This window comes from Flavobacterium anhuiense (assembly GCF_001705175.1).
Lineage (GTDB): Bacteria > Bacteroidota > Bacteroidia > Flavobacteriales > Flavobacteriaceae > Flavobacterium > Flavobacterium anhuiense.
The window spans coordinates 1,424,017-1,449,457 of sequence record NZ_CP016907.1; the positions used below are offsets into that span (position 1 = coordinate 1,424,017).

Sequence of the window (25,441 nt, forward strand, 5' to 3'; positions counted from 1 at the left end):
GTTATCTCATTTTCTAATTAACTCATTATCAAATTAAACAAATGAATCAAGATTATATAAAACCAGACAATTGGTCAATTATCGAGGAAGGATTTGACGCAGAGCGCGTAAAATCGTCCGAAAGTCTTTTTAGTATCGGAAACGGTGCTATGGGACAACGTGCGAATTTTGAAGAAACATATTCTGGCAAAACTTTTCAAGGAAGTTATATTGCTGGAATCTATTACCCGGACAAGACAAAAGTGGGCTGGTGGAAAAACGGTTACCCAAAATATTTCGCTAAAGTTCTAAATGCTCCAAACTGGATTGGAATTGACATTGAAATCAACGAAGAAAATCTTGATTTGAACACGTGTACAGAGGTTAGAAACTTCCGCAGAGAATTGAATATGAAAGAAGGATGGTACAATCGTTCTTTTGAAGCTGTTCTGAAAAATGGAACCGAAATCGCGGTAAACATCCGTCGTTTTCTTTCATTAGATTTAGACGAAGCCGGAGTCATCAAATACGATATTACACCTTTAAACAAAGATGTAAAAATTGTTTACAAACCATATATCGACGCTGGTGTAACCAATGAAGATGCCAACTGGGAAGAAAAATTCTGGGAGCCTTTGGAGGTTAAAAAAGGAACCAACGAAGCGTTTGTAACGGCTCAGACTTTCAAAACGCATTTTAAAGTTACAACTTTCATGCACAATACGATTTTTGCTAACGGAGAAAATGCAAATATTTCACCTTCAACAATCGATTCTACGGTAGATAAAGTTCAGTACACTTACGGAACTATTATCGCAAAAGGACAAACCTCATCAATCCAAAAAATTGGTGGATATACGGTTTCTTTAAACCACGAAAATACTTTGGCTGGAGCCGAAAAAGTAATCAAATCTGCTGTTGCTTTAGGTTACGAAACCTTGCTTCAAAACCAAATCGATGCTTGGGCAAAAGTTTGGGAAATGTCAGATATTACTATTGAAGGTGATGTAAAAGCGCAACAGGGAATTCGTTTCAATATTTTCCAATTAAACCAAACGTATTCAGGAAAAGATTCTCGTTTAAACATTGGTCCAAAAGGATTTACTGGAGAAAAATACGGGGGATCTACGTATTGGGACACTGAAGCTTATTGCATACCGTTTTACATGGCGACAAAAGATCAGCAGGTGGCGAGAAACTTATTGACATACCGTTACAATCAATTAGACAAAGCGATTGAAAATGCTAAAGACAATTTAGGTTTCAAAAACGGTGCTGCTTTATACCCAATGGTTACCATGAACGGTGAAGAATGCCACAACGAATGGGAAATCACACACGAAGAAATCCATAGAAACGGTGCGATTGCTTTTGCGATTTACAACTATAACCGTTATACGGGCGATTACTCTTATATTCCCGAAAAAGGCTTAGAGGTTTTAATCGGAATTGCGCGTTTCTGGCATCAAAGAGCTTCTTTTTCAAAAGATAAAAATCAGTACGTAATTCTGGGAGTTACTGGTCCAAACGAATACGAAAACAACATCAATAATAATTTCTACACCAATTATATTGCAAAATGGTGTATTGATTTTGCTGCGGAGCAAATCGAAAAAGTAGCTTCAGAATATCCTGCAGATCATAAAAGAGTAATGGAGAAAGTAAATCTTTCTGCAGAAGAAATCAAAGAATGGAAAAAAGTGGCAGATGACATGTATTTCCCTATTTCTGAAGAGCTTGGAATCTACTTACAGCAAGACGGTTTCTTAGATAAAGAATTAGTTCCGGTAAAAGATTTAGATAAATCACAGCGTCCTATCAACCAAAAATGGTCTTGGGATCGCGTATTACGCTCACCATACATTAAACAAGCCGACGTTTTACAAGGTTTTTATTTCTTCGAAGATCATTTTTCGAAAGAAGAATTAAAACGCAATTTTGAATTTTACGAATCATTTACAGTTCACGAAAGTTCGCTTTCGCCTTGTGTACACTCGATTCAAGCTGCTGCTTTAGATAAAATGGACATGGCATATACCTTTTATTTAAGAACTTCTCGTTTAGATTTGGACGATTATAATAAAGAAGTGGAAGAAGGTTGTCATATCACATCAATGGCTGGTACTTGGATGAGTATCGTAGAAGGTTTTGGAGGAATGCGTGTGAAAAATAATCAGCTTCATTTCTCTCCAAAAATTCCAAAGGAATGGAAAGGCTATACGTTTAAAATCAATTTCAGAAACCAAATTCTTAAAGTATCTGTAAATCATAGCGAAACAACTTTTACTGTAGACGGCGATCAAGATTTAACAATTATCGTTAACGGAAAACCTGTAACTGCAAGTAAATTTGTACAAATAAATTAAATTACAATACATCTAAAATCTAAAAAACATGAAAAACTTATTTTTCGCAAGTTTAATTTTGTTTGCGTTCAGCACTGTTGCAAAAGCGCAGCAATTAAAATCACCCGAAGGAAAGTTCGTAATGGAATTTTCTCTTCAAAACGACGGAACTCCAGTTTACAATTTAAAATACAAAAACAAAGAAGTTATTAAAACCAGTAAACTAGGTCTTGAACTTAAAGATGACAAAAAATCTTTATTGAACGACTTTACAATTGCTGACACGAAAACTTCAACTTTTGATGAAACTTGGAAACCAGTTTGGGGAGAAGTAGATCACATCAGAAATCATTATAATGAGCTGGCGGTTACTTTAAACCAAAAAAGTACTGACAGACAAATCGTTATCCGTTTCCGTTTATTCGATGACGGTTTAGGATTCCGTTATGAATTTCCAGCGCAAAAAAATCTTACTTACTTTGTAATCAAGGAAGAAAGATCACAATTTGCCATGACTGGAGATCATACCGCTTTCTGGATTCCAGGAGATTACGATACTCAGGAATATGATTACACAAAATCAAAATTATCAGAAATTAGAGGTTTATCTCAAAAAGCGTATACAGCAAATGTTTCTCAAAAATCATTTTCACCAACAGGGGTTCAGACTTCGTTGATGTTAAAAACAGTTGACGGAATCTACATCAACTTACACGAAGCTGCTTTGATTGACTATTCTTGTATGCACTTGAATTTAGATGATAAAAATTTCGTTTTCGAATCTTGGTTAACTCCAGATGCAAAAGGAGACAAAGGTCATATGCAGGCGCCAAATCACTCTCCTTGGAGAACGATTATGGTAAGCGATGATGCTAGAGAAATCTTAGCTTCTAAAATGACTTATAATTTAAACGATCCATCAAAAATTGACGATACGTCTTGGATTAAACCAGTAAAATACGTTGGTGTTTGGTGGGAAATGATTACAGGAAAAAGCTCTTGGTCATATACTAATGACTTCCCAACAGTTCAATTGGGAGTTTCTGACTTTTCAAAAGCAAAACCAAACGGAACTCACGGAGCAAACAATGCGAATGTGAAAAAATATATCGATTTTGCTGCTGCAAATGGTTTTGACGCTGTTTTGGTAGAAGGATGGAATCAAGGATGGGAAGACTGGTTTGGCCACTCAAAAGATTATGTTTTTGATTTCTTAACTCCTTACCCTGATTTCGACGTAAAAGGTCTTCATGAATACGCAAAATCGAAAGGTGTAAAAATCATCATGCACCACGAAACTTCTGGTTCTGTTCGCAACTACGAACGACACATGGACAAAGCATACCAATTCATGAAAGACAATGGTTACGATGCTGTAAAAAGCGGTTACGTAGGCGATATTTTGCCAAGAGGTGAAAACCACTACAGCCAATGGATTGTAAACCACTATCAATATGCAATTGAAAAAGCGGCTGATTACAAAATTATGGTAAACGCTCACGAAGCAGTTCGCCCTACGGGAATTGCAAGAACGTATCCAAACTTAATTGGAAACGAAGCAGCAAGAGGAACAGAATACCAAGCTTTTGGAGGCTCTAAACCAAATCACGTTACGGTACTTCCATTCACTCGTTTAATCGGTGGCCCAATGGATTATACTCCGGGAATCTTCGAAATGGATATTAGCAAAATGAGTCCTGATAACAAATCTCATGTAAACAGTACAATCTGTAACCAATTGGCTTTATATGTTACAATGTATAGCCCACTACAAATGGCTGCTGACACTCCAGAGAATTATAACCGTTTTCCAGATGCATTCCAATTCATTAAAGATGTAGCTGTAGATTGGTCAGAAAGTAAATATATTGAAGCTGAACCTGGAGATTTTATCACAGTTGCCCGTAAAGCAAAAGGAACAAATAACTGGTTCGTTGGAAATGTAAACGGAGAAACGCCACGTACTTCAAACATCGATTTCAGTTTCCTTGAAAAAGGCAAAAAATACACTGCAACAATTTACGCTGATGCAAAAAATGCGCATTACAAAACAAATCCGCAAGCTTACACTATCAAGAAAATTGCTGTAACAAGCAAATCAAAATTATCTCAGTTTTCTGCTCCTGGAGGAGGATATGCGATAAGCATTATAGAAAACAAATAATTTTTTAAAGACAAGTAATTTCCCCCATGATTGCTTGTCTTTTTTTTAATCAACATCTTTTTGTCACATCGAGCGGAGTCGAGATGCCGCAAAGGTTTTCGACTCCGCTCGAACTGACAATGAAGAATAATTTCTTATTACTATGAAAACCCAAAAAACATCATTTATCTATAAATTAGTCTTAATGGTTTTGTTGTTTTCCGCTTCCGCGAAAGCACAAATCCAAAAAGTAGAACCTCCGTTTTGGTATGCAGGAATGAAAAATTCGGAACTGCAGATTATGTTCTACGGAAAAAACATTGCTCAATATGAAGCTTCGGTTTCAAATAATGTTGTGATTAAAAATGTAGAGAAAACAGAAAACCCAAACTATCTTTTCGTAACCATCGATACGAAAGACATAAAAGCTTCTGAATTAACTTTTTCTTTCAAAAACAAAAACAAAGTAGCTTTTACTCAGAAATATACGCTAAAAGAAAGAAGAGCCAATTCGGCCGATAGAAAAAGCTACGATGCATCTGATTTGATTTACCTAATCATGCCTGATCGTTTCGCTAACGGAAATCCTAAAAACGACAGCGATACTTCTTTAACTGAAAAAGCAAACCGTCAAGATCCAAGCGGACGCCACGGTGGAGATATCGAAGGAATCATCAAAAACTTAGATTATATTTCTTCTCTTGGTGCAACAACAATTTGGAGCACGCCTTTATGCGAAGACAACGACAAACAGCATTCGTATCACACTTACGGGCAGTCGGATGTTTATAAAATAGATCCACGTTACGGAACCAATGACGATTACGCTCGTTTATCGGCAGAAATGCACAAAAAGAACATGAAACTGGTTATGGATTATGTTACCAATCATTGGGGAATTACGCATTGGATGGTGAAAGATTTACCAACAAAATCATGGCTTAATCAATTTGAAAACTACACACAAACTCACCACAGACGTGAAGTAATAACCGATATTCATGCTTCAAAAATCGATCAGGAAGTTTGTATTGATGGATGGTTCGTTCCTTCAATGCCTGATTTAAATCTTAGAAATCCGTTAGTAGCAAAATACTTAACGCAAAACGCTATTTGGTGGATTGAGTTTGCAAATCTTGACGGATTCAGAGTAGATACTTATAATTACTCAGATAAAACGGCAATGGCAAATTGGGCAAAGTCTATTACAGATGAATATCCAAACTTTAATATTGTGGGTGAAATCTGGATGCACAATCAGGCGAATTTAGCTTTTTGGCAGAAAGACAGTAAAATTGGTGCAATTGAAAACTACAATTCAAACCTTCCAAGTGTAATGGATTTTACGCTTCAAAGCCAAATCACTTCTGCTTTCAGTGAAGATGAACCAAACTGGGACAGCGGATTGATTAAATTCTACAACAATTTTGCAATGGATTTTCTATATCCAAACACGAATAACATTTTGGTTTTTGCCGAAAATCACGATACAGACCGTATGAACGAAAAGTTCAAATATGATTTGCCAAAATACAAACTAGCTATGACTTTATTGGCAACCGTTCGTGGAATTCCGCAAATCTATTACGGTTCAGAAATTGGAATGGGCGGTGATAAAGGTAAAGGCGGAGATGCCGATATCCGTCAGGATTTTCCAGGCGGATGGGCTGGCGACAAAAACAATGCTTTCACAGCAGCAGGAAGAACTGCTCAACAAACTGCTTTCTTTGATTTCTCTTCAAAATTATTCAACTGGAGAAAAACAAACGAAGCCGTTCATTTCGGTAAAATGACACATTACATTCCAGAAAACAATACTTATGTATATTTCAGATATACTGATAAAAAAACGGTTATGGTAGTTTTCAATAACAATGCAAAAGAGCAAGTTGTAAAAACAAATCGTTTCAAAGAAAGCATCAAAAACTATAAAACAGGTAAAGATGTTATCACAGGTAAAACATTTGATTTAGCTACTGAAATCACTTTAGAACCAAAATCGGCCTTGGTTTTAGAATTGGAATAACGATATTTTTTCTCTCGCAGATTTTGCAGATTGAGCAGATAATTAAAAAAGAAAATCTGCCGAATCTGCGAGATCTGCGAGAAACTATTTTTCCGCCACAAATTCACGAATTACTTTTGACAATCTTTGAGAATAAAATTCGTGAATTCGTGGCTATTTTTTTCAACGCAATCCATCCTAAAATATTCTAAAATAATGAAAAAATACACTTTCCTTTTTTTATCTTTAGTATTCATAATTACGGGTTGTTCTGGCTCAAAATCAGTTACAATGAATACTACTTCGAAAACACCTTTCGTTTGGGAAGGAGCAAATGTTTATTTTTTACTTACAGATCGTTTTTACAACGGAGACACTTCCAACGATGTCAATTTTAACCGAACCAAAACTCCTGGAAAACTACGCGGATTTGAAGGCGGTGACATCATCGGAATCACTAAAAAAATCGAATCAGGTTATTTTGAAAAACTAGGAATCAATGCCATTTGGCTTACGCCGATTGTTGAGCAAATCCACGATGGCGTTGATGAAGGAACTGGATTGAGTTATGGCTTTCACGGTTATTGGGCAAAAGACTGGACAGCTCTAGATCCAAACTTTGGAACAAAAGAAGATTTGGCAAAACTGGTAAAAAAAGCACACGAAAAAGGAATCAGAATAATTTTGGATGGCGTGATCAATCATACAGGACCTGTAACTCCAGAAGATCCCGTTTGGCCTTCTGATTGGGTTAGAACTGGTGTGGTATGCGATTACAAATCTTTCGAAAATACTACGATGTGTACTTTAGTTGAAAATCTTCCAGATGTTAGAACAGAAAGTACACAAGAAGTCCAACTTCCTCCTTTCTTAATCGAAAAATGGAAAAAAGAAGGGCGTTATGAAAAAGAAATTGCTTCATTAGATGCATTTTTTAAAAGAACAGGCTATCCAAGAAGTCCAAAATATTACATTATAAAATGGTTGACCGATTATATTCTGGAATTCGGAATTGACGGTTACCGCGCCGATACTGTAAAACATACAGAAGAAGGCGTTTGGGCCGATTTCAAAAAGGAATGCGATTACGCTTTTGAAACTTGGAAAAAACACCATCCTTTACAAGTTCTAGATCAAAACCCATTTTATACGATTGCCGAAGTTTACGGTTACGGAATTAGTGGCGGACAGGATTATGATTTTGGAGATCGAAAAGTCAATTATTTTCAGAATGGTTTCAATAGTCTAATCAATTTTGAGTTTAAATGGAATGCAGCTCAAAACGATTACGAAGGTTTATTTTCTAAATATTCGAATGCATTAAATAATGATTTAAAAGGATATTCTGTCCTTAATTATATGTCTTCTCATGACGACGGACAGCCTTTTGATGCCAACCGCACAAAAAGCATTGAAACTGCCAATAAATTACTGCTTTCTCCAGGAATGTCTCAGGTTTATTACGGAGATGAATCGGCTAGATCTTTAGTTATTGAAGGCACTCAGGGCGATGCAACCTTACGTTCAAATATGAATTGGGATGATATTCAGAACAATCCTGAAATTCAGAAAACACTTTTACACTGGCAAAAATTAGGGCAGTTTAGACGAAATCATCCTGCTGTTGGTGCGGGCGTTCATAAACTAATTAATCCATATCCTTATACTTTTTCGCGAACGTTTACAAAAGGTTCTTTTACAGATAAAGTAGTTATGGGAGTAGATTTACCAAAAGGTAGAAAAGAACTTCCTGTTGGTGATATTTTCCCAAACGGAACAAAACTAAAAGACACTTACTCGAATCAAGAAGTTGAAGTAATTGATGGAAAAGTGATTATAGATAATGATTTTGATATTGTTTTACTCGAACTGATCTAAAGGTTTAACCGCAAAGGTCGCAAGGGAAAATCGCAAGGTTCGCAAAGATTATAAAAAACTTTGCGAACCTTGCGTAAAACTTTGCGACCTTTGCGGTTAAGAAAAAAACTGTAGAATGCTAAAAATAGCTCACAGAGGCGCCAAAGCCTACGAACCTGAAAATACTTTACAAGCTTTTCAAAAAGCATTAGACCTAAATTCAGACGGAATTGAACTCGATGTTCATTTGAGTTCAGATGGATATTTAATTGTAATTCACGACGAAACCATTGATAGAACCACTAACGGAAAAGGTTTAGTCAATGATTTTACTTTAGCAGAATTAAAATCATTTTTGATTGATGGAAAATATCAGATTCCAACTTTAAACGAGGTTTTCGACTTAGTAAATAAAAAATGTTTCATCAATATCGAATTAAAAGGTTTAGAAACTGCTCCTAAAGTTGTCAGCTTAATAGAGGAATATATTTCAGAAAAGGACTGGAAATACGAGCATTTTATTATTTCAAGTTTTGATTGGAACATGCTAGAAGAAACATCAAAACTAAATCCGAATATCTCAATTGGTGTTTTAACAGAAGAAAACATAGATACTGCTTTAGCTTTCGCCGAAAAAATAAAAGCAAAAGCCATTCATCCTGATTTTAATTTATTGAATGAAGAAAATGTTCATCAAATTCAGGAAAAAGGTTTTCTAGTTTTACCTTGGACAGTAAACTCAGAAGAAGACATTCAAAAAGTAAAAAGTTATCAAGTAAACGGAATTATCTCTGATAATCCAGACAAAATATAAGTTTAAAAATAGCACAGATTAAAATTTTTTTTGCCACAAATTGCACAAATTTTCACAAATTAATTATTGCATTTAAATTTGTGAAAATCTAGCTAAAAAAATTAGTGCCAATTCGTGTAATTCGAGGCAACCAAAAAATAATATGATCAAAAATTTCGACATAATCATCGTTGGCGGGGGCGCTGCCGGTTTTTTTTCTGCGATTAATATTGCTGAGAAAAACCCAAAACTGAAAATCGCTATTTTAGAAAGAGGAAAAGAAGTGCTTTCTAAAGTTCGCGTTTCCGGAGGCGGACGATGCAATGTAACGCACGCTTGTTTCGAACCCAACGAATTAGTGAAGTTTTATCCTCGTGGAGAAAAAGAACTTCGCGGGCCTTTCCATCAGTTTTGTTCCGGCGATACAATCGAATGGTTTGAAAAACATGGCGTAGAATTGAAAATCGAAGAAGACGGAAGAATGTTTCCTGTCTCTAATTCGTCACAAACGATTATAGATTGTTTCCTAAAAGCAACCGAAAAACTAGGTATAAAAGTTTTGACAGGTCAAAGCGTTCAGTCGATTTTCAAAAAAGAAAATCATTGGAAAATTGATACACAAACTGACAATTATGCTGCTGAAAAATTAGTAATGGCAACAGGAAGCAATCCTAAAATCTGGGAAATGCTTCAGGAACATGGTCATGCCATTGTAAGTCCTGTTCCTTCCCTATTTACTTTTAATATCAAAGATTCACGAATTAAAGAATTACCGGGAGTTGCAGCACAAGTTTCGGTAAAAGTAAAAGATACTAAACTAGAATCTACTGGGCCTTTGTTAATTACGCATTGGGGAATGAGCGGTCCAGCAATCCTGAAACTTTCAGCTTGGGGCGCGCGAATCCTGCATGATAAAAATTATCAGTTTACGATTTTTGTGAATTGGCTAAATGATGTCGATTTTGAAGATGCTGAAAAAATCCTAAAAGATTTAAAACAGGAACACGCTAAAAAAGCCGTTTCTAAAAAATCACCTTTTGACTTTCCGAATCGTTTATGGGAAAGTTTGGTTTTGGCTTCGGGAATTGATTCTGACTCGAGCAATAGCGAACAGGCGAAGCAAACGAAATGGGCAGATTTATCTAAAAATCAATTGCAGAATTTGGCTTCACAACTCACAAAAGCCGAATTTAAAGTCAACGGAAAAAGCACTTTCAAGGAAGAATTTGTAACCGCAGGTGGAATCGATTTAAAAGAAATCAATTTCAAAACCATGGAAAGCAAAATTCATGAAAACCTTTATTTTGCTGGGGAAATTGTCAATATCGATGCTATTACCGGCGGATTTAATTTTCAAAATGCCTGGACGAGCGGGTTTATTTTGGCTCAAAATATTTAATAGAATGAAATTTAAAGGAATTATTTTTGATTTAGACGGAACTTTAGTCAATTCATTACATGACATTTCAGATGCTATGAATAAAGTGCTTACCGCTCTAAATTATCCTACACATAGTTATGACACTTATCAATATTTCATCGGAAGTGGTTTACGAAATCTGGTAAGCAAAGCTCTGCCAGCTGCAAACAGCTCTGATGATGAAATTGAAAGTTGTTTTGAATGTATGGTTGATGAATATACTAAAATCTGTACACTCAAAACAAAACCGTATGACGGAATTGTAGAACTACTTGAAAAACTGACTTCACAGAACATTAAAATGGCTGTTTTCTCTAATAAAGCCGATGAGTTAACTAAAAAAATTGCTCATGAATTATTTCCTGAACAATTTGACACAGCTGTTGGTTTAAGCACAGAAGAACTTAAAAAACCAAATCCGTTTGAAGCGATTGAGATCAGCAAAAAATGGAATTTAAAACCAGAAGAAATACTTTTTGTTGGCGATTCTGATATTGATATGAAAACCGCAGTAAACGCTAATATGTTTCCTGTTGGTGTTACCTGGGGTTACAGAACCGAAGAAGAATTGAAAGCCAGCGGTGCAAAAACGGTTATTAATACTGCTTCGGAACTGATTGCTATTTTATAAAATCATGAATCCTTCTTTAAAAAAACAAATACTATCAATTGCTTCGTTTTCTGAAAAAGAAATCGAAACGATAGATTCGTGTTTTGAGTATGAAAAATTCAATGCTAAAGAATACCTTTCGTTAATGGGAAAAATCAGCAACAAGATTTTCTTTATTATTGAAGGATTGGCGCGAGTTTATTATCTTAAGGATGGAAAAGAAATCACGACTTACTTAAGCTGTGACGACGGCTTTATTGCTTCGTATTCAAGTTTTATAAATCAATCTGTTTCTTTTGAGAATATTCAATGCATTGAAGACTGCAAAGTGCTTTCGATCACTTTTGAAAAAATGCAGTTTTTGTATAACGAAATTCCAAATTGGGAACGTGTCGGAAGAATTCTTGCTGAACAAAATTACCTTTGTATGGCAGACAGAGTTTTAAAACTTCAAATGATTCCTGCCAAAGAAAAATACCAGACTTTTTTAGCTTCGGCTCCAGCCAAAATAATCCAGCGAACACCTTTAATTTATATCGCCTCTTTTCTCGGAATTACACCAGAATCGCTGAGCAGAATCCGTCAGGATATTTCTTAACATTTATCAAGTGAGTTGAAAAACGGAATTCGAATCTTTGCCAAAATAAAAATTGAAAAAGATGAAGAATATTGCCAAAGACGTTTATCAAATTCCCCTATTTCCAAGAAATGCCATTAATTGTTATTTGATTGAAGATGTTTTAATTGACGCAGGAATCAGAACTTCTGCAAATAAAATTTTTAAAGCAATTAAAGACAAAACCGTTGCCAAACACGCATTAACACACGCCCACGCCGACCATCAGGGAAGCAGTAAAATAATCTGCGAAACCTTGAAAATCCCTCTTTTATGCAGTGGACCAGAAAAAGAGTTTGCTGAAAGCGGTAATGTATTTACAGAATACCCAAATCCGAATCATATTTTTTCAAAATTTCAGAAAAACTTCTGGGCGGGTAAAGGAACTCCTGTTTCTGAAACTTTAAAAGAAGGTGATCAAATTGGCGGATTTACAGTTATTGAAACTCCTGGACATTCCAGCGGTCATATCTCATTTTTTAGGGAGAAAGACAGCGTTTTGATTGTTGGCGATGCCATGACCAATATGAATCTGCTCACTACAAAAGTCGGATTGCACGAACCTCCACATTTATTTACCGCTGATAAGGAAACCAATAGAAAATCAATATTAAAACTTGCATCTTTAAAACCCAAAATATTGTGTTTTGGCCATGGTCCTATTTTGTTTAATAACGGTGAACTTGAAAAATTCATCCAAAAAAGCAACATTGCTTATTAACAAGAATTTACAGATTCTGTAAGTTTTCATTAAGACTATTCTAATAATTTTACTCTCAACTAATTAATCCTATATGAGAGTAAAATTACTTACCACAATTTCTTTTTTCACCTATCAACTCACTTTTTCTCAATCCGAAAAACTATTAACTGGGAAAGTTCTTTCACAAAACATTCCGCTTAATAAAGTAGAAGTAATTAATAAAACAGCTCAAACCAGTACAAGAACAAATGAACTTGGTGAATTTTCGATTCTGGTTCGTCCAAAAGACAGTCTGTTGTTTTTCTCTAAAGATTATTTTTTTAAAAGGCTTAAAATTTCTCAAGAAAATATAGACCAGAACAATATTGTGGTAAATATGATTCTGAAACCTGAAGAATTGGATGAGGTCTTAATCACAACTATAAAATTCCCCCACGTAGGTCCAGCTGCAGAAGTTTCAGATTCGATTGCATCAATAAAAGCTTCCAATAATTTAAGTAAATATACCGGCGTTTACGATGGCACCATTACAAACGGAATGAATTTTATCGCAATGGGAGAAGGACTTATTAGATTATTTAAAAAGGAAAAAGAAAAACCTAAAAAGAAAACCCCTGAATTGGATTTCAAAACATTCGTAGAATCAACTTGCCCGTTGGACTTTTTCACAAAAGACTTAAAATTAAATCCCGATGAAAAAGCTCTTTTCCTAGACTTTTGTACAGCCGATCCGCAATCGGAAATTATTCTAAAAAAGAAAAATTTACTGTATACAATGGATTTTTTGTTTACCAAAAATGAAGAATTTAAGAAACTGAAGTAGCCTAACTTGAAACAAAGAAAACTTGAAACTTAAAACAAAACTTATTTATTCAACCACCAAATACTGGCATTTAAAACTGTTGCAAACCCAACCCAAGCTAAATATGGAATCAATAAATAACCAGCAGTTTTATTGATTTTGATGAATTTCAAATACGTTTCGTAAATCATCAGCCATAAAAGCACAATTTCAATTAAAGCTAACATCGGGTTCTTTAATCCGAAGAATAAATAAGACCAAATTGAGTTTAAAATCAATTGAATAATGAAGAAAAGCAGAGCTTTTTTAACTTCCTCGGTATTTTCTTTTATTCTATCCCAAACCAACGCTGCCGCAACAGCCATTAAAATATATAGTACTGTCCAAACCGGCATAAAAATCCAATTCGGCGGATTAAAAACTGGTTTTTCTAGCATGACATACCAAGTTTCAATACTGGGTCTTGTTACTAAACTGGCAGAATATCCTACTGTTAAACAAATTACTAAAGCTATAGCGATTTTTACAAACTTATTCATGACATCAAATTTTGAATTCAAAAATAGGCAAAAGAAAATTTAAACCATATAAGTTATAATAAGTTCATTTGAAGGATTTAATTCTGTGTTAGGCTGAGCGGAGTCGAAGCCCTTTCCAATTCATAAGCCTTAGACTCCGCTCGGGATGACAATCATGTCAAAGTTCATTTTTAGTAAACCATGCTTATAATTTCTTAAATAACTTACATGTTGAAAAATGAAAAAGTTATCTTTGCCAAAATTTTATAATTCATGTTAACAGCAGCTGATTTTATTCCAAATAAATATACTTCAACAATCGAAAACGGGAACTTTGAATGGAGCGCTCCAAGCAACATTGCCTTAGTAAAATACTGGGGGAAAAAAGAGAACCAGATTCCAGCAAATCCTTCGGTAAGTTTTACGCTTAACAACTGTAAAACAATTACGAAATTGGCTTTTTCTAAAAAAGGCGCTTCGACTCCACCGAGCGGAGCAAATGGTTTTTCTTTTGATTTGCTTTTTGAGGGAAAACCAAAAGAAGATTTCAAACCTAAGATTCAGAAGTTTTTGGAAAGAGTTGAGGTTTATCTGCCATTTTTAAAGGATTATCATTTTACGATTGATACTCAGAATACATTTCCGCACAGTTCAGGAATTGCTTCTTCAGCTTCTGGAATGGCTGCATTAGCGATGAATTTTATGAGTCTGGAAAAATTACTGAATCCAGAAATGACTGATGATTACTTCTATCAAAAAGCTTCATTTTTGGCTCGTTTAGGTTCAGGAAGTGCTTGTAGAAGTGTAAAAGGAAATGTTGTAGTTTGGGGAAATCAGGCCAATATCAAAGGAAGCACTGACTTGTTTGGTGTTGAATTTCCGTACACAATTCACGAGAATTTCAAGAATTATCAAGATACTATTTTATTGGTTGACAAAGGCGAAAAACAAGTTTCGAGTACGGTGGGACACGATTTAATGCACAATCATCCGTATGCAGAAAGACGTTTTGCTCAAGCACATGAAAACCTGGATAAATTAATCGCCATTTTTGAAAGTGGAAATTTAGACGAATTCATTAAAGTTGTAGAAAGTGAAGCACTGACTTTACATGCTATGATGATGACTTCAATGCCTTATTTTATTTTGATGAAACCAAACACGCTTCACATCATAAATGCGATTTGGAAATTTAGAAATGAAACCCAAATTCCAGTATGTTTTACGCTTGATGCTGGAGCAAATGTGCATGTACTTTATCCTGAAAACGTTGCAACGAAAGTACTCGAATTTATTCAAGACGAATTAGTTGTATTTTGTCAGAATAGTCAATACATTTGCGACAAAATTGGAAGCGGTGCATTATTAATTAACAATTGATAGTTGTTAATTAATAATTGATTAAATTTATGGAGAAAAAAAACGTTATTAAAGAAAAATCTTTTGCTTTTGCAATTGAAGTGGTTAATCTTTATAAAGTTTTGGCTGAAAAGAAAGAGTTTGTTTTATCTAAACAAATGTTGCGATCAGGAACATCAATTGGAGCAAATATTAGAGAAGCTGAACATGCTCAAAGCAGAGCTGATTTCATTCATAAATTATCAATTTCATTAAAAGAAGCAAACGAAACGGAATATTGGCTAGATTTGCTACATGAAACGAAATTTCTGTCTGAGATGGATTTTCAAAATATTAAACCTAAAATAACAGAGTTATTACGATTGTTAACAAGCATTGTAAAAACTTCAAAAAGTATATAATTATCAATTGTTAATTATCCATTTTCAATTATGAAAGGACCTTTATTTTACTCAAAAATATTACTCTTTGGAGAATACGGAATTATCCGCGACTCTAAAGGACTTTCTATTCCTTATAATTTTTATAATGGCGCTTTGAAAAAAAGCGAAGAACCTACAGAAGAAGCTATTGCTTCTAACAGAAGTTTAAGAAGTTTTGCGGCTTATCTTGAAGTGCTGCATACACAACAGCCAGAATTGGTTACATTTGATTTAGAAACTTTAAAAAATGATGTTGAAACTGGAATGTATTTCGATTCTAGTATTCCTCAAGGATATGGTGTTGGAAGCAGCGGCGCGCTTGTTGCGGCTATTTATGACAAATATGCTACAAACAAAATCACTGTTCTAGAGAATCTGACTCGCGAAAAATTATTGCACTTAAAAAATATATTCTCTCAAATGGAAAGCTTTTTTCACGGAAAAAGTTCTGGTTTAGATCCTCTAAACAGCTATTTGAGCATTCCAATCCTGATTAATTCAAAAGACAATATTGAAGCAACTGGAATTCCAACCCAAAGTTTTGACGGAAAAGGTGCTGTATTTTTGTTAGATTCAGGAATTGTTGGAGAAACTGCTCCAATGGTTAGCATTTTTATGGAAAATTTAAAAGATAAAGGTTTCCGTGCGATGCTTAAAAATCAGTTTGTGAAATATACAGATGCCTGCGTAGAAAACTTCTTGCATGGCGATATGAAATCTTTGTTTACCAATACCAAAAAGCTTTCTAAAGTTGTTCTAAATCATTTTAAACCAATGATTCCGGAACAGTTTCATGGAATCTGGCAACACGGAATTGACTCTAATGATTATTATCTAAAACTTTGCGGTTCTGGAGGCGGCGGTTATATCCTTGGATTTACTAAAGATTTAGAACGTGCAAAAGCAGCTTTAAAAGACTATAAATTAGAAGTTGTTTACCAATTTTAACGCTTTAAACCCAGAAATTATTTGAGTAAATTCCCATAAGTTTTCATCCTAAAAAGTTATTTATTATGAAAAGTATTTTTAAAATAATTAAAGCAACTTTTTTAGGAGGAATTCTCTTTTTGGCACCATTGGTTGTACTGCTCGTTATTCTAGAAAAAGGTTATGGCATTATTCAAAAAATCACGCTTCCGCTGGCAGAACACCTTCCTAGAATACATGTTTTAGGAATTGCTCTTCAAGAACTTGCTGGAATAATAATCATAATCCTTATTTGTTTTGTTGCGGGTTTATTGGCGAAAACTGCCAAAGCAAAAAATTTGATTCAGAAATTAGAAGATGGCATTCTGAGCTTTGTTCCTGGATATTCATTTATGAAAAACATGAATGAAAACATTATGGGACTTGAATCTAAGGATGATTTAAAAGTCATTTTGGTACCAACAGATGCTGGATTGCAATTTGCTTTTTTAATTGAAGAGATAAACGAAAACAAATTTGCCGTTTTTATTCCAGATGCGCCAAATCCATGGAGTGGATCTGTAGTTTTTGTTGAAAAGAAAGACATAACAGATGTTGATATTTCTCAAAAACAAGCTTTGGCCTGCATTAGAAAATTAGGATTCGGTTCTAAAGTTTTATTAAAAAACAAGCTTTAATTCCTCTAGAAAAAATAATAGCCTTAAATTACCACTATAAAAACTATAACCTATAAGAAATGCTGAGCAGACAAAATAAACTTTTAATAATGAAAATTGTTAGTTTGTTCTCTGTGGTGAGAGGTTATAACATTCCAATAATCGTTTTAGCACAATATTTATCGGCAATTTTTATATTGGCGCCAGAAATTAGAGCACTAGATATTCTGTTGGATTTTTATTTGTTTCTAATTGTTTTTGCTTCGGCTATCACAATTGCTTCAGGCTATATTATCAACAATTTTTACGACAGCCAGAAAGACTTAATAAACAGACCCAACAAGTCTATGCTAGATCGTTTGGTAAGCCAGAAAACAAAACTGAATGTTTATTTCAGCTTGAATTTCTTAGCAGTTTTAATGGCTTCTATTGTTTCGTGGCGCGCTTTTTTATTCTTTTCCGCGTATATTTTCATGATTTGGTTTTATTCGCATAAAATTAAAAAGTACCCAATTATCGGAAATCTAATGTCGGCATTACTGGCTGTCACTCCATTTTTTGCCATTTTGCTGTACTTCTACAATAAAATTTCGTTTGAAGAAATCGAAAATCATATGAGTCATTTTGTCGTGATCTCTGCTCATGCGGTTTTCTTGTTTTTACTTTTATTGATTCGCGAAATGATAAAAGATCTTGAAAATCTGAAAGGCGATTTAGTAACCGATTATAGAACCATTCCTGTTTTGTATGGCGAAAAAATTTCAAAACAAATCATTACGGCTTTGACTTTTTTAACCATTGTGCCAGTTTATGTTTTGGTCAACATACATGATGTGGGTTATATGGATATCTATTTTTATATATGTTTTGGTGTCCTGCTTTTCTTCCTGATTTATTTATGGCAATCCAATTCTAAAGAACAATTTCTAAGGCTCCATAATGTTTTAAAATTCCTGATTGTTTCTGGCGTTTTCTGCATTATACTGATTAATCCTAGTGTTTTATGGCATGGAAAGGAATTGATTTCTAATTATTAAGCTATATTCCACGGAGATACACAAAGATTTTTCTGCGAGACTTTGTGTCCAACTTTATGAATCTTTGCAAAATATTCAAAATGTTTAAACGAAGCCAATTATCACGCTTCTAATTTATTAAAAAATCAGCGCTATTAATCTAAGAACATTGAACTTAGGATTTATTAGCAGGAAAAAACTATCTTTGCACAAATTAATGATTCTATGAACAATAAGGAAGGCAACAATAAAAGAGGCGGATCGAGACCAAACAGCTCACGATCAAACTCTAACAAGCCAAAACCTGCTTTACCAAAACGCGCGCAGGGACCGAAAAAAGTAAAACCTGAAGTAAAAGCAGCTCAAGAAGCAGCAGCTGAAAAATTCAGAAAACAAAATCAGCCGGCTAAGAGACAAAAAGCTTCAGATGAAATTCGCTTAAACAAGTACATTTCTAATTCTGGTATTTGTTCTCGTCGTGATGCCGATATTTACATTCAGTCTGGAAATGTAAAAGTTAACGGAACGGTGGTTACTGAAATGGGGTATTTGGTAAAATTAAATGATGTTGTAAATTTTGACGGCGTTACTCTAACTCCAGAAAAGAAAGAATATATCTTATTGAATAAGCCTAAAAACTTTACGACTGCGCTTGACGAAGGCCAGGAATATCGTAACGTTCTAGAGCTAGTTCGTGGTTCTACAAATGCAAAAATTGCTCCTGTCGGAAGAATGGACAAGAATACAACTGGTTTGTTATTGTTTACTAACGACACCGATATGATTCGTAAATTTACGTTGCCAAATCAAAAATCGTCTAAGATTTACCAAGTTTCTTTAGACAAAAACTTAAAATTTGAAGACTTAGAAAAAATCAGCAAAGGTCTTGTTCTTGACGGACACCGCGTTTTTGTTGAAGAAGTAAGCTATATCGATAATGAGCCAAAAAGCGAAGTTGGCCTTAAATTGCGTACTGCTAACGTAAAGGTGGTGCGTGCTATTTTTGAATCGTTTGATTATAATGTATTACGAATTGACCGTGTTTCATTTGCCGGACTGACCAAAAAGAATCTTCCTCGTGGAAATTGGCGCTTTTTGACCGATCAAGAAATTATCAATTTGAAAAACATGTAATTGTTTTTCAAATTAAATCATAAATGAATCCTGTTTTCTTCTTGAAAATGGGATTTTTTATTTTTAAAAACTAAAGAAATTATGTCCGAAAAGGGTAAAAATAGATCTTCCGATAGATTGGTTTTTGTCTTCTACTGTTTCGTAATTTGAAAAACCTAGGATGATTTTGATTCCGGGAGGAATGCTGTTTAAAATATCTCTTTTTTGATCTTCTAAAAGGAGTTTTAAACTTTCAATTAATTGAAGATTATATCTTAAGTAAGACATTACAAGTAATGCTGAAAAGTTTAGTATTTCTCTGGCTGTTTCGCTTTTTATGCCAACTTCGTTAGAAACCATTTCTGAAATTCTGCCTTTTTTATTTGAAAACAACTCTTTCAGCAATACATTTCCCTCTAAACGGTAGCAGTCGTCGACTGATAAAATTCTGCCTGCATTAAAATCTACTTCTTGGTAAAAAGTGGAATCTTCTTGGATTAGCGAGACAATTTCGGAATAAAAATCAGATTCTTCTGCTTTGTTGTAGAGTCCCATCAGAATTGTGCCGATCGAGACATCTATTCCTTTGATTAAAAGCGCATCATTTTCAAAATAAAACTTGTTTAACTTGGAGACAACATTAGAAGAAATAAAGCGTCTAAGTTCAATTTGTAGGTTTGGGGTCATACTCATAACTTAAAAAATGATTATTTATACTTATTTAAAATAACCGATAAAATGAGGCTTTTCATCGATTATCGTGATAAAAATATAAAATATTTTAACATTTCCAAAAATTAAGTTAAAAATTTAGGTGGTCGATTTTCAAGCATTTAGCCCTAAAAAATGAGGAAATGAGCAAATATAAAGCTTGACGTAACCTATAAGATACAAAAATTATTTCTAAAATTTTAAGAGTTTTTTTCAAAAAATCAAAAATATAAGAAAAAGCTTAAAGTCAAAATTACCATTTAGAAAATAAGCGCTCTATTTTGCCAAAGGATAGTCAGAAAAATCCCGAGATAAATTACTGAAAAAAAGAAGTTCACAAAACTCGAAGCCAAGAATCCGAGAACAGAACCTGTAGCCGCTTTTAGCGCACGTTTATGATTTTGAGAGTCGAATAATAATTCGCCAATAAGCGCACCTACAAACGGACCAATGATGACTCCAAACGGAATTGGCGCTATAATCCCGACAATCAAACCAATATTGGTTCCCCAGATTCCATAAGAACTTCCTCCAAACTTTTTGGTTCCCTTAGATGGAATCACATAATCTAAAATGGTAATCGTTACCATCAAAACAAAAGTGATTCCAAGAACCCAATAATTGTTTTCTACTGCCTTGGTTAGATACAGGAGCAACAGCCCAACCCAACAGCTTGATAATCCAGGCAACACAGGGAGAAAACTTCCAAAAACACCTACTATTACGCATATAAACCCCAACAGCACTAAAAGTAAATCCATATTATTTTTATCAATTTATTTTTACAAATTACTACTTTATTTTTTTTCGTACAAACCTTAAAATATGTATCTTTAAAGTATGAAGATGCCATGAACCTAGGCAAGCTTCACAAAAAAAATTGTATTTTTGTTCATTCATTCAATTTTAAAACTTTGAGGCAGTTTTTCCCTTTTTTTATTTGTATTCTTTTCAATTCTTGTCAATATTTTGAGAAGCAGGTTCCGTCTGAAAAAGAATTACTTCAAAAAGAGCTAAAGTCAATCAATTGGAAAGAAGTTGACGAATATCCTTCTGTTCCTAACTGTGATAAAATTGCAGATAAAAAACTTCGTCAGCAATGTTTTTTTGAAGTTATGTCAAACCTTATCCAAGAAAAACTAAACGTAGATACTTTATCGATATTATATCCAGAATTGGATACTATCGAAGTGAAAGTTACTGTCTTTCCAAATTCAACCATGAAGTTTGAACCTCAGTTTCCTAAAGATTCAGTAGCGTATGACACCATAAAAATCGACAGCATTCTGCATGCTCGCTTAGTCGATTTCCCAAAAGTAAATCCGGCTATAAAACGTGGTATTCCAGTAAAAACACAATTTATTCTACCTGTTATTCTAAAAGCAAAAGACGATAAATAAGTTTTATAAGGAGCTGATTCCTGCTGTCCGCTATATTTTTTGCTTTTTAAAGAAAAAAGCAAAAAGATGCCGCTCCCATCAGGGCTAAGGCACTCTATTTCAAAAGAAATTATTTTTTAAACTGACGATCTTTCCATTCATAAGAGCCAAACAAACTATATAGGGCTATTGTTGAGCTAAAAAACGGATACAACAAACTACTCAACAAAAGACTTTTTATTCTGTTTTTAGTCAAAAATTGATTCGTTATTGAAAGCAAAACATAATCGATTGCAAACTTAAAAAAAGCAAAAAGCACAAAAATCGGATAAGACCAAATTCCGAAAAGAAGAAAGAAAAATCCAAAAACAAAACTCAAATTTCCGAAAAAAACAATCAACCCGAGAAATTTACCAAAAGTGCTTTTATATGATGTTGTTTTGGCCGCCCAGCGCACTCTTTGATAAAATAATGATTTCCAGTTTTCGGTTGGTTTTGTAACGACAATTGCTTCGTCAGCTTTTAGATACTGAACTTCTTTTGGAAATTTTTCAATTGCTTTCTGCAGTAAAAAAACATCATCTCCGCTGGCGATTTTTTCGTTTCCTCCAAAGCCATTCAGTTTTTCGAATAATGATTTCGTATAGGCAAAATTAGCTCCATTGCACATAAAACCTTTATTGATTCCGAAACTTCCAATGGTTGCACCTTGCAAACTTGTCAAGTCTAATTGCTGAAAATGATCTAAAAAAGAATTTTCACATTGATACCTTACAGCACCAGCTAACATCGAAACTTTGTTCTCCTGAATGTAATTATCAAAGGCCAAAAGCCAATTTTTCAGAACAATGCAATCAGCATCTGTGGTAATAACCCAATCGGTTTTTACATGTTGCATTGCCGTTGTAATCGCGTCTTTTTTTGGAGAATTTGAAATCCGAATATTATCGATTATCGAAACTTGAAACCTGAAACTTGAAACCTGAAACTTTTCATTTGAAGAATCATCAACCAAAATCACTTCAAATAAATCTGTTGGGTAATTTAAGTTCGAAATGCTGTTTAAAAGATTTGGCAGATTTTCTTTTTCATTTCGAAACGGAACTATAATCGTAAAACTCGTTTGCGGTTTTAAATCTGTTTTTTGATATTTCTTCACTTTAAAAAAACCATAAATCAGCAAAAAAATGCTAACAATATAAATTGCTAATATGCTGAATAATATCAATGTCATTCTGCTATTCTGGTTTTAAAATTCAGCACAAAATAACTTCCTAAAACTACTGGCAATACTACATTCAAAAACCACATTAAAGTGCTGATGAAAATTACAATCCATTCGTTTACACCCAAAATTCCGAAGAAATATATCGCAACGCTTCCTTTTACGGCAAAGTCTAAAAACTGAAAAGTTGGTAAAGACGAAGCCAAAAAGTAAACCGAAGTTATCGCTGCCATTAAAGTCAAATAAGGAAGATCGACATCAAAACCTAAAAACAAAAAGTAATATTGATGCGAAAAAACCAAATAGCGGCAGATTCCCAAAAAGATATTTTTTTGATGAACCGATTTCGGAATTTCATTGATTTTATGAACCAGCTTTTCAATCGAATAGCCTTTTACTTTTATTTTTTTAATGGAGAATAACAGAATCAAAATCAGCATAAATCCGCCAAAGAGAATCAGGACTGTTTTGGTTGTAATTACATTAAATTCAGCGTTAAAATATAATAATCCGAAAATTCCAAAAATGATGGTTAGAATCATTTGGATTCCGTTGCAAATCAGGTTTAAAAAAACAACTCTCTTGGCTTCAGATTTTGCATAATACAATGCTTTTCCAGCATACTCACCTACTCCATTTGGCGTAAAAATTCCAGCTGTTAATGCCGCTAAAACCTGTTTTGTGGCTTCGTAAACTGATATTTTATGAATAACCTGCGCAAGATTCTGCCATTTTAAAATCTCAAAATAACGATTCAAAACACTCAAAAGAAGAATAAACGAAATCCCTAAAACCGACTGGTTTTTCTTGAACAAGACAATAAACTTCTGCCAATCTAATTTGTCGTTGTTAGCCAGTTGATTGTAAATAAAATAAAATGCGCCGCCAACAATCAAAAGTTTGGCCAGAAGAACTAGGAATTGCTTAGCTTTGTGAGGAATTGAAATCATGCCGCAAAAGTAATCAATTTGAAAATGTGGCAATTTGAAAATGAGAAAATGAATTGTTTGATTTTCAAAAAACTTGAAACTTCAAACCTGAAACAAAAAAAATTGACACAAGAACGCATCATATTAGGTATTGACCCTGGAACCACAATTATGGGTTTTGGATTGATTAAAGTAACAAATAAAAAAATGGAATTTCTGCAGTTAAACGAATTGCAACTTTCCAAATACGATAATCATTACCAAAAACTAAGAATCATTTTTGAAAGAACCATCGAATTAATCGAGACGCATTGCCCAGACGAAATTGCGATTGAAGCACCTTTTTTCGGAAAAAACGTGCAATCTATGCTGAAATTAGGTCGCGCGCAAGGCGTTGCCATGGCTGCGGGACTTTCAAGAGGCATTCCTATTACAGAGTATGAGCCTAAAAAGATAAAAATGGCGATTACCGGAAACGGAAATGCAAGTAAAGAACAAGTTGCCAAAATGCTCCAACAGCTTTTAGGCTTAAAAGAATTACCCAAAAACCTTGACTCTACAGACGGTTTGGCGGCTGCAGTTTGTCATTATTTTAATTCAGGAAAAGTCGTAGCCGGAAAGAGTTATTCGGGTTGGGACGCTTTTGTGAAACAAAACGAAGATCGAATTAAAAAGTAGTTTTCAGTCACAGTCACAGTTTACAAGCTGAGACTGAGACCGAAAACTGAGACTGAAAACTAAAAAAATGAGCGGTATCTACATCCATATTCCTTTTTGCAAACAAGCTTGCCATTACTGCGACTTTCATTTTTCGACTTCGATGAAAAAGAAAGACGAGATGGTTTTGGCTTTGGCTAAAGAAATTGGTATGCGAAAACCCTTCGGCTCCGCTCAGAATGACAATATCATTGAAACGATATACTTTGGCGGAGGAACGCCTTCTGTTTTAAGTAATGACGAAATAAACTTTTTAATTTCTGAAGTTTACAAAAATTATAAAGTTATCGAAAATCCAGAAATTACTCTTGAAGCCAATCCTGATGATTTGTCTACGGAACGTATTTTAGAGTTATCCAAAAGTCCGATAAACCGACTAAGCATCGGAATTCAGTCTTTTTATGAAGAGGATTTGAAAATGATGAATCGTGCTCATAATTCGACGGAAGCCAAAAAATGTTTGGAAGAAGCGACAAAATATTTTGATAATATTTCACTCGATTTGATATATGGAATTCCTGGAATGAGTGACGAAATGTGGAGACAGAATATCCAAACCGCTTTAGATTTTGGTATTCCGCATATTTCGAGTTATGCTTTGACGGTTGAACCGAAAACAGCTTTAAGCAAATTAATTCAGACTGGAAAAATTGCTGAACCTCAAGATGAAGTAGCTTCCAACCATTTTATGATTCTGGTTGAAATGCTTCAAAAAAATGGTTTTATTCATTACGAATTATCGAATTTCGGAAAAGAAAACTATTTCTCTAAAAACAATTCAGCTTATTGGCTGGGCAAAAAATATATCGGAATCGGACCATCGGCACATAGTTATGACGGCGAAAAAAGAGGCTGGAATATTGCAAATAATTCATTGTATTTAAAAGCAATTCAAAACAACGAACTTCCAATTGAAACAGAAGTCTTAACTACTTCAGATCGTTATAATGAATATATTATGACAGGATTGCGAACGATTTGGGGTGTTTCTTTAGATCGAATTGAAAAGGAATATGGTTCAGAATATTTGAATTATTTATTAGAACAATCTCAAAAATTCTTAAATGATGATTTGCTTTCGATTGATAACAATATCCTAAAACCAACACTTAAAGGAAAATTTTTAACGGATGGAATTGCTTCAGATTTATTTTATCTAAATTTGGAAGAATAAAATTAGCCACGAAGGCACAAAG

General features: G+C 34.2%; 24 protein-coding genes. 19 read left to right on the forward strand and 5 right to left on the reverse strand.

Annotation, left to right across the window (positions count from 1 at the left end):
* The first annotated feature begins 41 nt into the window (after positions 1 to 41).
* The 10 genes from BB050_RS05990 (at position 42) to BB050_RS06035 (ending at position 13,294) form a co-directional block, all read left to right on the forward strand.
* Positions 42 to 2,345, forward strand: a complete 2,304-nt coding sequence (locus BB050_RS05990; RefSeq protein WP_066032949.1) for a glycoside hydrolase family 65 protein — start codon at positions 42 to 44, stop codon at positions 2,343 to 2,345.
* A 28-nt stretch (positions 2,346 to 2,373) separates the two neighbouring features.
* Positions 2,374 to 4,488 carry a glycoside hydrolase family 97 protein gene (locus tag BB050_RS05995; RefSeq protein WP_066032950.1) on the forward strand — a complete coding sequence of 705 codons (2,115 nt, stop codon included), beginning with the start codon at positions 2,374 to 2,376 and terminating at the stop codon, positions 4,486 to 4,488.
* A 142-nt stretch (positions 4,489 to 4,630) separates the two neighbouring features.
* Positions 4,631 to 6,493, forward strand: coding sequence for a glycoside hydrolase family 13 protein (locus BB050_RS06000; RefSeq protein ID WP_066032951.1), 1,863 nt, complete (start codon positions 4,631 to 4,633; stop codon positions 6,491 to 6,493).
* Positions 6,494 to 6,688: 195 nt separating this feature from the next.
* A complete protein-coding gene (locus tag BB050_RS06005) occupies positions 6,689 to 8,350 on the forward strand; it encodes an alpha-amylase family glycosyl hydrolase (RefSeq protein WP_066032952.1) in 1,662 nt (553 codons plus the stop codon).
* 115 nt (positions 8,351 to 8,465) lie between these two features.
* On the forward strand, positions 8,466 to 9,143 hold the full coding sequence (locus tag BB050_RS06010; RefSeq protein ID WP_066032953.1) for a glycerophosphodiester phosphodiesterase: 678 nt from the start codon (positions 8,466 to 8,468) through the stop codon (positions 9,141 to 9,143).
* A 142-nt stretch (positions 9,144 to 9,285) separates the two neighbouring features.
* Entirely contained in the window at positions 9,286 to 10,521 is a 1,236-nt protein-coding gene (locus tag BB050_RS06015; protein ID WP_066032954.1) for a BaiN/RdsA family NAD(P)/FAD-dependent oxidoreductase, read from the forward strand.
* A 4-nt stretch (positions 10,522 to 10,525) separates the two neighbouring features.
* A complete protein-coding gene (locus BB050_RS06020; protein ID WP_066032955.1) occupies positions 10,526 to 11,173 on the forward strand; it encodes an HAD family hydrolase in 648 nt (215 codons plus the stop codon).
* A 4-nt stretch (positions 11,174 to 11,177) separates the two neighbouring features.
* Positions 11,178 to 11,750, forward strand: a complete 573-nt coding sequence (locus BB050_RS06025; RefSeq protein WP_066032956.1) for a Crp/Fnr family transcriptional regulator — start codon at positions 11,178 to 11,180, stop codon at positions 11,748 to 11,750.
* 61 nt (positions 11,751 to 11,811) lie between these two features.
* The gene (locus BB050_RS06030; RefSeq protein WP_066032957.1) at positions 11,812 to 12,489 is read left to right on the forward strand and encodes an MBL fold metallo-hydrolase; all 678 of its coding nucleotides are present in this window, start codon (positions 11,812 to 11,814) and stop codon (positions 12,487 to 12,489) included.
* Between the two features lie 73 nt (positions 12,490 to 12,562).
* The gene (locus BB050_RS06035) at positions 12,563 to 13,294 is read left to right on the forward strand and encodes a hypothetical protein (protein ID WP_066032958.1); all 732 of its coding nucleotides are present in this window, start codon (positions 12,563 to 12,565) and stop codon (positions 13,292 to 13,294) included.
* 41 nt (positions 13,295 to 13,335) lie between these two features.
* Here the strand turns inward: BB050_RS06035 and BB050_RS06040 are convergent, their stop codons facing one another.
* The gene (locus BB050_RS06040) at positions 13,336 to 13,812 is read right to left on the reverse strand and encodes a TspO/MBR family protein (protein ID WP_008466421.1); all 477 of its coding nucleotides are present in this window, start codon (positions 13,810 to 13,812) and stop codon (positions 13,336 to 13,338) included.
* 252 nt (positions 13,813 to 14,064) lie between these two features.
* On the opposite strand from BB050_RS06040, the gene BB050_RS06045 reads away from it, so the two are divergent.
* The 6 genes from BB050_RS06045 (at position 14,065) to BB050_RS06070 (ending at position 19,305) form a co-directional block, all read left to right on the forward strand.
* A complete protein-coding gene (locus BB050_RS06045; protein WP_066032959.1) occupies positions 14,065 to 15,171 on the forward strand; it encodes a diphosphomevalonate decarboxylase in 1,107 nt (368 codons plus the stop codon).
* A 29-nt stretch (positions 15,172 to 15,200) separates the two neighbouring features.
* A complete protein-coding gene (locus BB050_RS06050; protein WP_066032960.1) occupies positions 15,201 to 15,551 on the forward strand; it encodes a four helix bundle protein in 351 nt (116 codons plus the stop codon).
* 30 nt (positions 15,552 to 15,581) lie between these two features.
* Positions 15,582 to 16,520, forward strand: coding sequence for a mevalonate kinase family protein (locus tag BB050_RS06055; RefSeq protein WP_066032961.1), 939 nt, complete (start codon positions 15,582 to 15,584; stop codon positions 16,518 to 16,520).
* Positions 16,521 to 16,585: 65 nt separating this feature from the next.
* Complete coding sequence (locus BB050_RS06060; RefSeq protein WP_066032962.1) at positions 16,586 to 17,176, forward strand: DUF502 domain-containing protein; 591 nt, start codon at positions 16,586 to 16,588, stop codon at positions 17,174 to 17,176.
* 59 nt (positions 17,177 to 17,235) lie between these two features.
* The gene (locus BB050_RS06065; protein WP_008466409.1) at positions 17,236 to 18,192 is read left to right on the forward strand and encodes a geranylgeranylglycerol-phosphate geranylgeranyltransferase; all 957 of its coding nucleotides are present in this window, start codon (positions 17,236 to 17,238) and stop codon (positions 18,190 to 18,192) included.
* A 204-nt stretch (positions 18,193 to 18,396) separates the two neighbouring features.
* Complete coding sequence (locus BB050_RS06070; RefSeq protein ID WP_008466407.1) at positions 18,397 to 19,305, forward strand: pseudouridine synthase; 909 nt, start codon at positions 18,397 to 18,399, stop codon at positions 19,303 to 19,305.
* 63 nt (positions 19,306 to 19,368) lie between these two features.
* Here the strand turns inward: BB050_RS06070 and BB050_RS06075 are convergent, their stop codons facing one another.
* Both BB050_RS06075 and BB050_RS06080 read right to left on the reverse strand, forming a co-directional pair.
* Positions 19,369 to 19,971: a DUF937 domain-containing protein gene (locus BB050_RS06075; protein ID WP_008466405.1), complete on the reverse strand. Its 603-nt coding sequence runs from the start codon at positions 19,969 to 19,971 to the stop codon at positions 19,369 to 19,371.
* Positions 19,972 to 20,255: 284 nt separating this feature from the next.
* The gene (locus BB050_RS06080) at positions 20,256 to 20,756 is read right to left on the reverse strand and encodes a DUF456 domain-containing protein (RefSeq protein WP_066032963.1); all 501 of its coding nucleotides are present in this window, start codon (positions 20,754 to 20,756) and stop codon (positions 20,256 to 20,258) included.
* Positions 20,757 to 20,909: 153 nt separating this feature from the next.
* On the opposite strand from BB050_RS06080, the gene BB050_RS06085 reads away from it, so the two are divergent.
* Entirely contained in the window at positions 20,910 to 21,395 is a 486-nt protein-coding gene (locus tag BB050_RS06085; RefSeq protein WP_066035107.1) for a hypothetical protein, read from the forward strand.
* Between the two features lie 109 nt (positions 21,396 to 21,504).
* Here BB050_RS06085 and BB050_RS06090 read toward each other — a convergent pair whose 3' ends face one another.
* Both BB050_RS06090 and BB050_RS06095 read right to left on the reverse strand, forming a co-directional pair.
* Positions 21,505 to 22,608: a glycosyltransferase family 2 protein gene (locus tag BB050_RS06090; RefSeq protein ID WP_066032964.1), complete on the reverse strand. Its 1,104-nt coding sequence runs from the start codon at positions 22,606 to 22,608 to the stop codon at positions 21,505 to 21,507.
* On the reverse strand, positions 22,605 to 23,549 hold the full coding sequence (locus tag BB050_RS06095; protein ID WP_066032965.1) for a lysylphosphatidylglycerol synthase transmembrane domain-containing protein: 945 nt from the start codon (positions 23,547 to 23,549) through the stop codon (positions 22,605 to 22,607). Before BB050_RS06095 ends, BB050_RS06090 begins: the two co-directional genes overlap by 4 nt.
* Before the next feature lie 102 nt (positions 23,550 to 23,651).
* Here BB050_RS06095 and ruvC point away from each other — a divergent pair, with 102 nt between their 5' ends.
* Together ruvC and hemW are read left to right on the forward strand one after the other, a co-directional pair.
* Positions 23,652 to 24,206: a crossover junction endodeoxyribonuclease RuvC gene (gene ruvC, locus BB050_RS06100; protein ID WP_083219901.1), complete on the forward strand. Its 555-nt coding sequence runs from the start codon at positions 23,652 to 23,654 to the stop codon at positions 24,204 to 24,206.
* A 67-nt stretch (positions 24,207 to 24,273) separates the two neighbouring features.
* Entirely contained in the window at positions 24,274 to 25,419 is a 1,146-nt protein-coding gene (gene hemW, locus BB050_RS06105) for a radical SAM family heme chaperone HemW (protein ID WP_066032966.1), read from the forward strand.
* Positions 25,420 to 25,441: the final 22 nt, after the last annotated feature.

Coding starts and splice junctions, on each gene's coding strand:
- BB050_RS06030 (WP_066032957.1), top strand. CDS start 11,812: ATGAAGAATATTGCCAAAGACGTTTATCAAATTCCCCTATTTCCAAGA.
- BB050_RS06020 (WP_066032955.1), top strand. CDS start 10,526: ATGAAATTTAAAGGAATTATTTTTGATTTAGACGGAACTTTAGTCAAT.
- BB050_RS06025 (WP_066032956.1), top strand. CDS start 11,178: ATGAATCCTTCTTTAAAAAAACAAATACTATCAATTGCTTCGTTTTCT.
- BB050_RS06040 (WP_008466421.1), bottom strand. CDS start 13,812: ATGAATAAGTTTGTAAAAATCGCTATAGCTTTAGTAATTTGTTTAACA.
- BB050_RS05990 (WP_066032949.1), top strand. CDS start 42: ATGAATCAAGATTATATAAAACCAGACAATTGGTCAATTATCGAGGAA.
- BB050_RS06045 (WP_066032959.1), top strand. CDS start 14,065: ATGTTAACAGCAGCTGATTTTATTCCAAATAAATATACTTCAACAATC.
- BB050_RS06070 (WP_008466407.1), top strand. CDS start 18,397: ATGAACAATAAGGAAGGCAACAATAAAAGAGGCGGATCGAGACCAAAC.
- BB050_RS06050 (WP_066032960.1), top strand. CDS start 15,201: ATGGAGAAAAAAAACGTTATTAAAGAAAAATCTTTTGCTTTTGCAATT.
- BB050_RS06015 (WP_066032954.1), top strand. CDS start 9,286: ATGATCAAAAATTTCGACATAATCATCGTTGGCGGGGGCGCTGCCGGT.
- BB050_RS06060 (WP_066032962.1), top strand. CDS start 16,586: ATGAAAAGTATTTTTAAAATAATTAAAGCAACTTTTTTAGGAGGAATT.
- BB050_RS06095 (WP_066032965.1), bottom strand. CDS start 23,549: ATGATTTCAATTCCTCACAAAGCTAAGCAATTCCTAGTTCTTCTGGCC.
- hemW (WP_066032966.1), top strand. CDS start 24,274: ATGAGCGGTATCTACATCCATATTCCTTTTTGCAAACAAGCTTGCCAT.
- BB050_RS06065 (WP_008466409.1), top strand. CDS start 17,236: ATGCTGAGCAGACAAAATAAACTTTTAATAATGAAAATTGTTAGTTTG.
- BB050_RS06000 (WP_066032951.1), top strand. CDS start 4,631: ATGAAAACCCAAAAAACATCATTTATCTATAAATTAGTCTTAATGGTT.
- BB050_RS06075 (WP_008466405.1), bottom strand. CDS start 19,971: ATGACCCCAAACCTACAAATTGAACTTAGACGCTTTATTTCTTCTAAT.
- BB050_RS06005 (WP_066032952.1), top strand. CDS start 6,689: ATGAAAAAATACACTTTCCTTTTTTTATCTTTAGTATTCATAATTACG.
- BB050_RS06010 (WP_066032953.1), top strand. CDS start 8,466: ATGCTAAAAATAGCTCACAGAGGCGCCAAAGCCTACGAACCTGAAAAT.
- BB050_RS06035 (WP_066032958.1), top strand. CDS start 12,563: ATGAGAGTAAAATTACTTACCACAATTTCTTTTTTCACCTATCAACTC.
- BB050_RS05995 (WP_066032950.1), top strand. CDS start 2,374: ATGAAAAACTTATTTTTCGCAAGTTTAATTTTGTTTGCGTTCAGCACT.
- BB050_RS06080 (WP_066032963.1), bottom strand. CDS start 20,756: ATGGATTTACTTTTAGTGCTGTTGGGGTTTATATGCGTAATAGTAGGT.
- BB050_RS06055 (WP_066032961.1), top strand. CDS start 15,582: ATGAAAGGACCTTTATTTTACTCAAAAATATTACTCTTTGGAGAATAC.
- BB050_RS06090 (WP_066032964.1), bottom strand. CDS start 22,608: ATGACATTGATATTATTCAGCATATTAGCAATTTATATTGTTAGCATT.